Genomic DNA, 12,349 nt, shown 5'->3' on the forward strand with positions numbered 1-12,349 from the left:
TGATGGAAGAGGTGCTGGTATGCCGGCGATCGTGCTCGTGGGCGCGCAGTGGGGCGACGAGGGCAAGGGCAAGGCGACCGACCTCATGGGCTCCGACGTCGACTACGTCGTGAAGTTCAACGGCGGCAACAACGCCGGCCACACCATCGTCATCGAGAAGGACGGCAAGCGCGAGAAGTACGCGCTGCACCTGCTGCCCTCCGGAATCCTCACGCCGACCTGCACCCCCGTCATCGGCAACGGTGTCGTCGTCGACCTCGCCGTGCTCTTCGAGGAGCTCGACGGCCTCGAGGCCCGCGGCGTCGACACCTCCCGGCTGCTGGTGAGCGCCAACGCGCACATCATCGCGCCGTACAACCGGGTCCTGGACAAGGTGACCGAGCGCTTCCTCGGGTCGCGCAAGATCGGCACCACCGGCCGCGGCATCGGACCGACCTACGCCGACAAGATGGCCCGCAACGGCATCCGGGTGCAGGACCTGTTCGACGAGAAGATCCTGCGCCAGAAGGTCGAGGCCGCGCTGGCCTTCAAGAACCAGATCCTCGCCAAGATCTACAACCGTCGCGCCGTCGGGGTCGAGGAGGTCATGGACGAGCTGCTCGGCTACGTCGACCGCCTGCGGCCCATGGTCGCCGACACCTCGCTCGTGCTCGAGAAGGCGCTCAACGAGGGCAAGACGGTGCTCCTCGAGGCCGGCCAGGCCACCCTGCTCGACGTCGACCACGGCACCTACCCGTTCGTCACCTCGTCCAACGCGACGGCCGGTGGCGCCTGCACCGGGTCGGGCATCCCCCCGACGCGGGTCGACCGGGTCATCGCCATCCTCAAGGCCTACTCGACCAGGGTGGGCGAGGGGCCGTTCCCGACCGAGCTCTTCGACGACAAGGGCGAGTTCCTGCGCAAGACCGGCGCCGAGTACGGCACGACCACCGGCCGTCCGCGTCGCTGCGGCTGGGTCGACACGGTGGTGGGCCGCTACTCCACGCGCGTCAACGGCACCACGGACTTCGTCATCACCAAGCTCGACGTGCTCACCGGCCTCGACACGATCCCGGTGTGCGTCGCCTACGACGTCGACGGCGTCCGCCACGACGAGATGCCGGTCAACCAGACCGACTTCCACCACGCCAAGCCGGTCTACGAGGAGCTGCCGGGCTGGTGGCAGGACATCTCCACCTGCCGCACCTTCGAGGAGCTGCCGGCGAACGCCCGGGCCTACGTCCTGCGGCTCGAGGAGCTCATCGGTGCCAGGGTGTCGGCGATCGGCGTCGGCCCCGGCCGCGACGAGATCATCAGCCGCCACTCCCTGCTCGGCGACTGACGCCCGCGGCGCACGCACAACCGGGCGCCGCCTCCGGGGAAGAGGCGACGCCCGGTACGACGCGGTGGCTGCGAAGCCCCGCCGCGTCGGTCTGGTGGACCGTCAGTGCTCGCGGCGGCGAGCCACGACGGTGAGGCCGGAGCCGACGAACAGGAGCACCAGGCCGCCTGCGACATACAGCTCGGGGTCGAAGCCGGTGAAGGCCAGGGTCGGCACGGCGCTCGCCGAGCTGGTGGTCTTCGCGGCGCCCGAGCCACCGGGGCCCGCGATCTCCTCGCCGCCGGTGCTGATGACCGGGCACGCCTCGCCGGCTGGGACCGCAGGCGTCACGAGCTCCTGGGTGTCGTAGGCCGGGGTGGTGACGATGGTGTCCTCCATGTGGGAGACCTCGTCGGTGGCAGGGACCTCCGGGGAGACGAGGACCTGGCGCTCACCCATGACCGCCGGGACCTCGGGCTGGGCCGGGGTGACGACGACGGTGCGCGCCCACTCGTACTCGGTGTAGGCCGGCTTGAGGACGGTGGTCTCCTGGCCCACGAGCGAGTAGCCCTCCGGGGCCGCCTCGTCGTCCACGGTGAAGACGGTGTCGGTCTCGGTGGTGACGAGGGGCTCGGTGGCGCTGCGCACCCAGCCGTCGGCCGGAGCCTCGGTGGGGGAGGTCGTCCACTGCTTGTCGTAGTGGCTCTTCTCGGGCGTCGTGACGGTCTCGTCCCACGCCTCGGTGACCACCGGGTGGACGTAGGGAACGACGATGTCCCAGCCCTGGTCGTGCCCATCGGCGGTGTTCCAGCCGAACGGCTTCCACTTCGTGTCGCCGTTCTTGAGCTCGTAGAGGTAGAGGTCCATGTCGTAGACGGCGTCGTGGTGGACCGTGGTCGAGGTCTCGGCCTGGTCGATGACCTTGACGACCCACTCGTACTGCGTGGTCGTCGTCACCTTCTCCCACTGGTACTGCGTCTGGGTGACGGCGGCGTGGTCCCTGGTCCGGCCGGTCGTGGCCCACCCGTCACCGTCCGGGCCCGTGCTGTTGCCGACGGTCCACTTGGTCTCCTGGGCGGTCTGCTCAGGCACCGCCGGGACGGCAGGAGTGACGACGTAGGACTCAGTGGTCCAGACGGCAGGCACCGCCGCCTGGGCCGGCTGGTCGACGACCTTGTGCTGGCCGGTGACGACGCTCTCCGGGTCGTGGTGGACCGTCGTGAAGACGGCCTCGACGGCCGGTGTGCCGCAGCTGGGTGCGGCGTGGGCGGTGCTGGCGATCAGCAGCGGGCCGGTGGCCAGGGTCAGGGCCAGTACGACGCTCTTGCGCGTGGACATCATGAGTTTCCCCTTCGCAGTGCGGGTCTCCCGGACCTTCACGAGCAGGTATGGGAATCCCCGTAGAAAGGAAAGTATTAGTAAAGATGAAGTAAAGGCATCCGTCTTTGATGCGTAGTCGTGACGCCGTTCAGCCGATGACAAAGCACCGCATATTGCCATTTCACAGACATGTCGGCATCACGATCTGGTCGTGGAAGTCATGAGGCAGACGCGCGAGAGCCGGCCGAGAAGCGCCGGGAGAGGCCTGCCGGGGCGGTCAGGCGTGGCGGTCAGGCGGGGCGGTCAGGCGTGGCGGAGCACCGTCATGCGGTGGGCCGCGCGGGTCAGGGCGACGTAGAGGACGCGGATGCCGCCGGGTGACTCGGCGGTGATCTCGTCGGGGTCGACGATGACCGTGGCGTCGTACTCCAGGCCCTTGGTCGACATCGGGTCGATGACCACGACCCGGTCGTCGAGGTCGGCCAGCGCCGCCAGCTCCGCTGCGTGCCGGGCGGGGGTGACCACCGCGACGGAGCCCTCGACCTCACCGAGCAGGGTCTCCACCGCGTCGGTGCCCACCTCCGCCCAACGGCCGCCCGTCACCACTGCGTCGACCGGCTGCGCACCGGTCTCCCGCACCGCCTGGGGGATGTCGGCGTCGGGGACCGAGGCCCGGACGACCTCGGCGGCGTAGTCGAAGATCTCGCGCGCGTTGCGGTAGTTGGTGTCCATGTGGAACAGGCGTCGCTCCTGGGCGCCGAACGCCTCCTCACGCGCCCGGCCGGCCTCCATTGCGTCGGGCCACGACGCCTGGGCCGCGTCGCCGACGACGGTCCACGACGAGTACCGGCCGCGGCGCCCGAGCATGCGCCACTGCATGGGGGACAGGTCCTGGGCCTCGTCGACGAGGACGTGGGCGTACTCGCCGGGGCCCTCGACGCGGCCCTGCAGCAGTCGCTCGCGCGGGTCGGTCGGGGCCGTGCGCGACGTGCGCGTGCTGGAGCCGTCGCTGCCCTGGCGGCTGGCGCGGACCTCGGCGACGCCGAACTGCGAGACGTCGTCGAGCTCCTCGATCTCGTAGAAGCCGCGCTCCTCGGCGGGCGCGTCCTGCACGGTGCCCAGGCGGGCGGCGAGGTCGTCGACGAGCGCCGCGTCGGCCGCCGACCAGGTGCCCGTCTCCAGCGCCACCTGCATCGAGGCCGCGAAGTCGTCGCACTCCTGGGGCGTGAGGGCGCCCTTGCCGTGGCGGTGTGCCAGGGAGGGGTCGGCGAGCCAGAGCAGCACCTCGCGCGGGTCGACCTGCGGCCACCACTGCTCGAGGAAGGTGTCGACCTCGAGGTGGTCCTCGAAGCGGTCCATGAACTCGGCGCGGTCGCCCTCGCGCACGCTGGCCCACGCCGCCTCGGCGAGCTGGGCGCGCACCGCCTTCGCCGCGTTGTTGCGCTGGTGGCCGCGGAGCACCTGGCTGCGGATCCGGTCGAGGGCAGGGGTGTCGACGCGGACCGCCTTGCCGTTGACGAACGCGCGGAACTGCTTCGGCGCCCCCGGCGGGGTGTCCGAGGCCGCGCGGGCGAGCAGGCGGCGTACGCGGAGCGAACCCTTGGTGGCTGCGACCGCCGGCGGGTCGAGACGCACGGCGGTGACGCCGTCGACGACGTCACCGAGGGACCGCAGGGTCACCGACTCCTCGCCGAGCGAGGGGAGCACGCGCTCGATGTAGGCGGTGTAGGCGGAGGAGGGGCCGACCACGAGGATGCCGCCGGACTCGAAGCGGCGGCGGTCGGAGTAGAGCAGGTAGGCGGCGCGGTGCAGCGCCACGACGGTCTTGCCGGTCCCTGGGCCGCCCGTGATCTCGGTGACGCCGCGGGCGGAGGCGCGGATGGCCTCGTCCTGGTGCCGCTGGATGGTGGCCACGATGTCGCGCATCTGGGCGCCGCGGCTGCGGGTCAGGGCGGCGAGCAGCGCGCCGTCGCCGACGACGACGAGGTCGTCGGGCGCCTCGGCGACCATCAGGTCGTCCTCGACCCCCACGACGTCAGGACCCTTGCAGCGCAGCACCCGTCGGCGCAGCACGTCCATCGGCTCGACCGGGGTGGCGCGGTAGAAGGCGGCCGCGGCGGGGGCTCGCCAGTCGACGACCAGCGGCTCGTAGTCGTCGTCACGGACGCCGAGGCGACCGATGTAGCGCGTCTCGCGATCGGGGTCGGCGCCCTCCTTGCCCAGCGCGTGGTCGAGGTCGAGACGGCCGAAGACGAGGCCTTCGTACTGGGTGTCCAGGGTCGAGCGACGACGAGCGGCGTTGAACACCAAGGCGTCACGCTCGAACAGCCCGGTCAGCTCCTCGTCGCGGACGTCGCCGGTGCGGTCGGTGCGCCCGCGCGCCAGGCCGTCGGCCTCCACGAGACCGGCCCGCGCCTGGGCCTTGGCGAGCTCGGCGTGGACGAGGTCGACGTGCGCCTGCTCGACGGCGATCTCGCGCGCCACCTCGGCGGTGGTCGCCTTGGAGGTGGTGTGGTCCGGAGCGGTCACGGTGGTGACTTTCTTGTCGTACGGCCTGCTCGTCCTGCAGAGAACGCACGAGTCTAGCCATCCGCGCCGACGCCCCACCGCCGCATCCCACAACCCGACGGGCCGTGCAGGACGGGAGGGGGCCGGGTCACAGCATGCCGCGTCGCGCGGCCTGGACCCCGGCCTGGAACCTGGTGTTGGCGCCCAGCTGGTCCATGAGGGCCCGGACCCGTCGCTCGACGGTGCGCTGGGACACCCCGGTCTGGCGGGCGATGGTCGCGTCGGGTGCCCCTGCGGCGAGCAGCGACAGGATCTGCTGGTCGCGCTGCTCCGCCGCCGCACCGCCACCGGGGCGGTGCAGTGGCGACCCCAGGGCCCACAGGTGGTCGGCGAGGGCGATGAGGGCCAGCACCATGGGCCTCGACCGGACCAGGGCCGACCCCGAACCGCTCGCGTCGAAGGCGCTGAGGTCGACCACCGCCGCGGCGTCGTCGACGATGACGCAGGAGAACGGCACCGCCGAGGTGAACCGGTAGCGCTCACCCCCGCGTTCGCGCGCCTCGAGGACGGTGAGGACGTCCGGCGCCTCGAGGATGCGGGTGTCGTAGACGGACATCATGTCGAGCACCCGGCCGCCGGCACCGCGGCTCGGCTCCTCGTGGCTGTGCAGCGGGCTGGAGAAGATGGCGTCGGTGCGCGGGGACGGCGCGCGGAAGGTGCGCACGAGCTCGGTACCCGCCGCGATCGCCTCCGCCGTCGCGGCCGCCACCTCGTCGAGGGACGTGAGGATCCGGATCGAGCCCGGGTCCGGGGCCGTCGACGATGAACGCGCCTGGAAGAACACCTGGGCCAGCTCGTGCGCCGCGGAACGGGTCTCGCGGGCACGGCGCTCGTAGGTGAGGGCCAGGGTGGGCAGCGAGATGTCCGGCGGCACCACCTCGACCATCCCGCCCCCGTGGAGCCGGACCAGGCCGCGGTCCTCCAGGACGGCGAGGCAGCGGTCGACGACGTCCGACCGCATACCCTGCGCCACCAGGAGGGAACGGGAGGGCTCGGGGTGCTGGAGGGCGGCGAGGTAGACGCGGGTCACCGCGGCGTCGGCGTCGCCCTCCGCAGGCTCGAGGTCGAGGGGCAGAACGGGCCCGGAGGCGGTGGCAGGGGCCACGTCGGGTTCAGCGGGCATGGCGCGGCAGCGGGGTGGTCGTGCGGGACCTCGTGCCCATGCTCTGCTCCTCCCGGGCGCGTGCTGGGACCATGGTGGTGTCCTGTCGAGATCCCGTCAATGGCGAAAGTCCGACAGTCCGGGGCTTTACGGGCGGCCGGGTCATGGTCCACTCTGGCGGGGTCGACACTGTCGACCCGCGTGCCGTGTTGCAGGTTCCCCCGCCAGGCGACCGCACGTCGGCTGCGCGGCGTCCCCAGGGAGAAAGTCCCCCCCTGCCTCCCGGGGACGCCGCGCACTCATCTCCGCCGCGGTTCCCTACGCTGGGGCCGTGAAGGTTCTCGTCATCGGATCCGGTGCCCGCGAGCACGCCATCGTCCGCAGCCTCGGCGCCGACCCGGCGGTCGACGCCGTCGTCGTGGCCCCGGGCAACCCGGGCATGGACGTGGTCGCGCTGTGCGAGCCGCTGCCCGGCGGCCTGCTCGACGGTGAGGGCGTCGCCGACCTCGCGCGTCGCCACAGCGTGGACCTCGTGGTCATCGGGCCCGAGGCCCCCCTCGTGGCCGGTGTCGCCGACGTGGTGCGCGAGGCGGGCTTCGCGGTCTTCGGCCCGTCCGCTGCGGCGGCCCGGCTCGAGGGCAGCAAGGCGTTCGCCAAGGAGGTGATGGCAGCCGCCGACGTGCCGACGGCCATGGCACGCGTGTGCAGCACCGTCGAGGAGGTGGCCGACGCCCTCGACGCCATCGGCGCCCCCCACGTAGTCAAGGACGACGGCCTCGCCGCAGGCAAGGGCGTCGTCGTCACCGACGACCTCGAGGAGGCGCTGGAGCATGCCCGCGCCTGCCTTGCCAAGGACAGGGGTCAGGTCGTCGTCGAGGAATTCCTCGACGGACCGGAGGTGTCGCTGTTCGTCCTGTGCGACGGCGAGACGGTGGTGCCCCTGGCGCCCGCCCAGGACTTCAAGCGGGTGTTCGACGGCGACCGCGGCCCCAACACCGGCGGCATGGGGGCCTACTCGCCGCTCGACTGGGCGCCGGCGTCGATGGTCGACGAGCTCGTCACCCGCGTGGCCCAGCCGACCGTCGACGAGATGCGCCGCCGCGGGACGCCGTTCTCCGGTGTCCTGTTCATCGGGCTCGCGCTCACCTCCCGGGGCCCGCGCGTCATCGAGTTCAACGCCCGGTTCGGCGACCCCGAGACCCAGGTCGTGCTCTCCCGGCTGCAGACGCCGCTCGGCGGGCTGCTGATGGCCGCGGCCACCGGCCACCTCGCCGACGTGGGCGCCCTGCACTGGTCCGGCCAGCACGCCGTGACCGTGGTCGTGGCCTCGCACAACTACCCGGGCACCCCGCGCACCGGTGACCCCGTCACCGGCATCGAGGAGGCGACCGACGTGCCCACCGCGTACGTCCTGCACGCCGGCACCGCCCGCGACGACGACGGGACGCTGGTGTCCGCCGGCGGCCGCGTGCTGTCCGTGGTGGCCCTCGGCGACAGCCTCTCCCAGGCGCGCGAGCGGGCGTATGCCGCCGTGGACGCCATCGAGCTCGACGGCTCGCACCACCGCAGCGACATCGCCCTGGCCGCCGAGCGCAACGAGCTCCACGTGGGCTGACCGCATCCTGCGGCTCGGCCGCCGGCGCCGCGGGCGTCGGCTCAGCCGGCGCGGCGGGCTGCGGCCCAGCCGACGGCGCCGACGGCCGCGCTGGCGGCCATCACCCCGGCGAAGAGCCAGCCGGGAAGCGCCGGAGCCTGCCAGGCGATCAGGGCACCCGCCGCTGCCAGCGCCACGGCCTGCGCCACGGACGCCGTGAGGCTGGACGCCGCGGTGACCCGACCCTGGTCGGAGACCGGCGCGAAGAGCAGCAGCTGGGTGGACAGCGTGGGTGACACGATGCCCATGCCCAGCCCGGCGACCCCCCAGAGCGCCAGCCCCGCCACCACGCCGAGGGCGTCGAGGCTGGTCAGCGCCGGCCCGAGGACGCCGACCGTGATGAGGGCGAAGCCCAGCTGCAGCCGGCGGACCGCCCTGACGCGGCGCTGCACGACATCGAGGCCGTGCAGCTGCGACCCGGCCGCCCAGCACAGCCCCGTCACGGTCAGGCTGGTCCCGGCCGCAGCCGGCCCCAGCCCGTGCACCGTCGACAGCATCAGCGGCAGCAGGCTCCCGGCCGTGCCGAACGCTGCGGCCACGAGCCCCCGCAGGGCCACGAGGGCCGGTATGCCGCGGGCCAGCCGCAGGGTCCCGGCCGGCAGGACGGTGCGGACCGCCGGGACCGTGCACGCCAGTCCGGCGACAGCCAGGCCCACCCCGAGCGCCCTCGTGCTGCCGTCGCGTCCCAGCAGCGACCCGCCGGCGGTCAGGCCGGCGAGGCCGACGGCAGCGAGGGCGGCCGCTCGTACCGCGCGGTGCTCCTGGCCGGTCCACCGGGTGGGCGCTGCGGTGGTTGCCGCGGCGCGCATCGACGGACGCAGCAGCAGCCAGGCCGGCACCAGGAGGGCGACGCCCACCGCGAAGATCGCCCGCCACGACCACACCTCGGCGAGCACGCCCGCGATGGGCGGACCCAGCAGCGACGGCAGCACCCAGGCCGCGGCGAACGCCGCGAAGACCTTGGCCCGCAACGCTTCTGGCAGTGCCCGGGCCAGCAGGACGGTGAGGGAGACGTCCATGAAGGCCTCGGCGATCCCCGAGCCGAACCGGCCCAGGGTGAGCACCGCCATACCCGGCGCCGCGGCCATCGCGACCTGGGAGGCGACGAACACCGCCATCCCCGCCTGCAGCGGCCGCACCGGTCCCCGGTGGTCGGCCCACGCGCCGGCCACCACGGTGGCGAGCACGAACGACACGAGCGGTGCAGCGCTGGCCGCGCCGAACAGCCACAGCGCGTCGAGGTCGCGGGCGGCGGTGGGGAGCACCGTCGTCGTCGCGCGGTTCTCGAACGCCCCCAGCGTCACGAGCGCGACCGCCCCGACCGCGAAGGGCAGGTGGTCGCGGGTGAACAGGCTCGCCGGCCTGCTGTCGCGGCGGCTGGGCGCCGTGGTGGTGGGCATGCGGCCCATCCTCGAAGTTCAAGTCGACTTGAGGTCAAGTCTCGGCGCTGGACCTCCACGCAGTGACCCGGCGACGACTGGGAGGATGTCGGCCATGACGTCCTCCCAGCCGCTCGTGCTGCCCGGCTACGCCCACGTCTACTCGGGCAAGGTCCGCGACCTCTACGCCCCGCTCGACGAGTCGGGTGCGCCGCGCGGCGACCAGCTCCTTCTCGTCGCCAGCGACCGCATGTCCGCCTACGACTTCGTCCTCGACACCCCCATCCCCGACAAGGGCGCGGTGCTGACCCAGCTGTCGCTGTGGTGGTTCGAGCGACTCACCGACCTCGTGCCCAACCACGTCGTCTCGACCGACGTCCCCGACGCCGTGGCGGGGCGGGCGGTGCTCGTGCGACGCCTCGAGATGCTGCCCGTGGAGTGCGTGGCTCGCGCCTACCTCACCGGCGGGGGGCTCAACGAGTACCGCGCCGACGGGCACGTCTCCGGAGTGGCGCTGCCCGAGGGGCTCGTCGACGGGTCGCGCCTGCCGTCGCCCGTCTTCACGCCCTCGACCAAGGCGCCGATGGGCGAGCACGACCAGCCCATGCCGTACGCCGACGTCGAGGCCGAGATCGGCGCCCCCCTCGCCGCACGCGTCCGCGACCTGACCACCGCGATCCTCGCCCGGGGCAACGAGATCGCCGCCGAGCGGGGGATCCTCATCGCCGACACCAAGGTCGAGTTCGGCCTCGACGGCGACGACGTCGTGCTGGCCGACGAGGTCCTGACCCCGGACTCGTCGCGCTTCTGGCCTGCCGACCTCTGGGAGCCGGGCCACCAGCAGCCGTCCTACGACAAGCAGTTCGTGCGCGACTGGCTCACCTCCTCCGCCAGCGGTTGGGACCGGGCGTCCGGCGAGGCGCCGCCCGACCTGCCCGGGGACGTCGTCGAGCAGACCCGGGCGAAGTACGTCGAGGCGTACGAGCGCCTGACCGGGCGATCCTTCACCTGACGCACGCCTGATGCGGGTTCTCCCCACCGGCACGCGGGCGTAGCCTGCGGGCGTGGAGGACCTGGAGGACCACCCAGCCCTCGCGGTGGCCGCCTCGGCCGCACGCGCCCACCTCGACGGACTGCGTGACCGCCGGGTCGGTCCGACCGCCCCCACCGCCCGCCTCGACGGCTTCGCCGGACCGCTGCCGGCCGAGGGCAGCGCGCCGGAGGACGTCGTGGCCCGGCTGGTCGCGGCAGCGGGTCCGGGCCTCGTGGCCTCCAGCGGCCCGCGCTACTTCGGGTACGTCGTGGGCGGCACCCTCGAGGCGGCGATGGCGGCGGACTGGCTCGCCGCCGCGTGGGACCAGGTCGCCGGCCTCAAGGTCATGTCGCCGGCCGCAGCGGCCGCCGAGGAGGTCGCGGGGAACTGGCTGCTGGAGCTGCTCGGCCTGCCCGAGGGCTCGTCCTACGGCTTCCCCACCGGGGCGCAGATGGCCAACTTCACCGCCCTGGCCACGGCCCGGCACGCGGTCCTCGCGCGGGCCGGGTGGGACGTCGAGGCCGACGGGCTGCAGGGGGCGCCGCCGGTGCAGGTCGTCGTGGGCGGACAGGCCCACGCCACGATCGCGCAGGCGCTCCGGCTGGCCGGGTTCGGCAGCCGCCCGGATGTCGCCGCGAGCGACGACCAGGGCCGGATGCTCCCCGGCGAGCTCGAGCGCGTGCTGCGCCGCGACCGCGGGCCGGTCATCGTCTGCGCCCAGGCCGGCAACGTCAACACCGGTGCGTTCGACCCCTTCCCGGCGATCGCCGACCTCTGCGGCGCCGCCGGTGCCTGGCTGCACGTCGACGGTGCGTTCGGGCTGTGGACCGGGGCCAGCGAGCGACTGCGCCCGCTCGTCGCGGGCGTGGACCGGGCCGACTCGTGGGCGACCGACTGCCACAAGTGGCTCAACGTCCCCTACGACGGGGCGTTCGTCGCCACCCGGGACCCGGACGCCCACGTCGCCGCGATGTCGTGGGAGGCGCCGTACGTCGTGCCCGGAGCCGGCCGCGACCCCTACCGGTACGTGCCCGAGGCCTCGCGGCGGGCCCGAGGCTTCGCCGTCTGGGCGGCGCTGGTGCAGCTGGGCCGCCGTGGGGTGGCCGACCTCGTCGACCGGTCGTGTGCCCACGCGCTGCGCTTCGCGACGGGCCTGGCCGACGCCGACCCGGGCGTCGAGGTGCTCAACGACGTGGTCCTCAACCAGGTGCTCGTCCGCTTCGACGACTCCGACGAGGTCACCCGGGCCGTCGTCACCGGGGTGCAGGACGCGGGGGAGGCGTGGCTGGGTGGAAGCACCTGGGAGGGCCGGGCGGTCATGCGCATCTCGGTCTCCGGGTGGATGACCACGGCCGAGGACGTCGACCGCACGGTCGCCTCGATCCTCGCGGCGCTCGCCGCCGCCCGCACCTGACCGGCCGTCGCCTGGGCGAGCAGGCCCGGCGGCGGCTACGGCGTCGGGGTCAGCAGGGCGAGTGGCATCTTCCTTGTGGTCTTCTGCTCGTACTTGCCGAAGGGCGGGCAGCGGACGAGGACGATGTCGGTCCAGGCCGTGTCGCGCTCGGCGCCGGTCAGCTCCCGGACGGTGACCGGGAAGGCCCGGCGACCCACCTGGACCTCGGCGCTGCTCGCGGCACGCAGGTTCCTGAACCACTGCGGGTCCTGCGGCGTCCCGCCGGCCGACCCGACGACGAGGTAGCCACCCTCGTGCTCGAAGTAGCCGACCGGGTTCGTGTGGGGCTGGCCTGTCTTGCGTCCTGACACGGTGAGGAGCAGCACCGGGACCCCGCCCGCGGCCCGGCCGCCGACCTTCCCTCCCGACGCCTTGTAGACGGCTACGGCGAGCTTGGACGCTCCACGCATCACGGTCCTCATGACGGGGTTCATGCCGCCTCCTTGGCGTCCAGGTGGGTCCTGCGCCGGACGCTCCTCCCCGTCGACCGGGGTGTCAACCGTCGTCGTCAAGCCCGTGGGCTGACCGCGGGCTGACCGT

The 12,349-nt window shown here is 73.2% G+C and carries 9 protein-coding genes; 4 read left to right on the forward strand and 5 right to left on the reverse strand.

What is annotated here, in order from left to right:
* Positions 1-19 precede the first annotated feature (19 nt).
* The gene (locus AB4Z02_RS10435; protein WP_441970805.1) at positions 20-1,321 is read left to right on the forward strand and encodes an adenylosuccinate synthase; all 1,302 of its coding nucleotides are present in this window, start codon (positions 20-22) and stop codon (positions 1,319-1,321) included.
* A gap of 102 nt (positions 1,322-1,423) precedes the next feature.
* On the opposite strand, the gene AB4Z02_RS10440 is transcribed toward AB4Z02_RS10435, so the two are convergent.
* From AB4Z02_RS10440 to AB4Z02_RS10450, 3 genes are all read right to left on the reverse strand, one after another.
* Positions 1,424-2,641 carry a hypothetical protein gene (locus AB4Z02_RS10440; protein WP_441970806.1) on the reverse strand — a complete coding sequence of 406 codons (1,218 nt, stop codon included), beginning with the start codon at positions 2,639-2,641 and terminating at the stop codon, positions 1,424-1,426.
* A 282-nt stretch (positions 2,642-2,923) separates the two neighbouring features.
* Complete coding sequence (locus tag AB4Z02_RS10445; RefSeq protein WP_441970808.1) at positions 2,924-5,149, reverse strand: HelD family protein; 2,226 nt, start codon at positions 5,147-5,149, stop codon at positions 2,924-2,926.
* A gap of 127 nt (positions 5,150-5,276) precedes the next feature.
* Positions 5,277-6,311 carry a LuxR C-terminal-related transcriptional regulator gene (locus tag AB4Z02_RS10450; protein ID WP_441970810.1) on the reverse strand — a complete coding sequence of 345 codons (1,035 nt, stop codon included), beginning with the start codon at positions 6,309-6,311 and terminating at the stop codon, positions 5,277-5,279.
* Between the two features lie 310 nt (positions 6,312-6,621).
* Between AB4Z02_RS10450 and purD the strand changes: the two genes are divergently transcribed.
* Positions 6,622-7,905, forward strand: coding sequence for a phosphoribosylamine--glycine ligase (gene purD / locus AB4Z02_RS10455; RefSeq protein WP_441970812.1), 1,284 nt, complete (start codon positions 6,622-6,624; stop codon positions 7,903-7,905).
* A gap of 41 nt (positions 7,906-7,946) precedes the next feature.
* On the opposite strand, the gene AB4Z02_RS10460 is transcribed toward purD, so the two are convergent.
* Positions 7,947-9,344 carry an MFS transporter gene (locus AB4Z02_RS10460; protein WP_441970814.1) on the reverse strand — a complete coding sequence of 466 codons (1,398 nt, stop codon included), beginning with the start codon at positions 9,342-9,344 and terminating at the stop codon, positions 7,947-7,949.
* 94 nt (positions 9,345-9,438) lie between these two features.
* Between AB4Z02_RS10460 and AB4Z02_RS10465 the strand changes: the two genes are divergently transcribed.
* Together AB4Z02_RS10465 and AB4Z02_RS10470 are read left to right on the forward strand one after the other, a co-directional pair.
* Positions 9,439-10,335: a phosphoribosylaminoimidazolesuccinocarboxamide synthase gene (locus AB4Z02_RS10465; protein ID WP_441970815.1), complete on the forward strand. Its 897-nt coding sequence runs from the start codon at positions 9,439-9,441 to the stop codon at positions 10,333-10,335.
* 52 nt (positions 10,336-10,387) lie between these two features.
* Positions 10,388-11,770, forward strand: coding sequence for a pyridoxal phosphate-dependent decarboxylase family protein (locus AB4Z02_RS10470; RefSeq protein WP_441970817.1), 1,383 nt, complete (start codon positions 10,388-10,390; stop codon positions 11,768-11,770).
* A gap of 35 nt (positions 11,771-11,805) precedes the next feature.
* Here the strand turns inward: AB4Z02_RS10470 and AB4Z02_RS10475 are convergent, their stop codons facing one another.
* On the reverse strand, positions 11,806-12,243 hold the full coding sequence (locus tag AB4Z02_RS10475) for a nitroreductase/quinone reductase family protein (RefSeq protein ID WP_441970819.1): 438 nt from the start codon (positions 12,241-12,243) through the stop codon (positions 11,806-11,808).
* Between the last annotated feature and the right edge of the window lie 106 nt (positions 12,244-12,349).

The organism is Pedococcus sp. 2YAF34 (genome assembly GCF_052114585.1).
Taxonomy (GTDB): Bacteria; Actinomycetota; Actinomycetes; order Actinomycetales; family Dermatophilaceae; genus Pedococcus.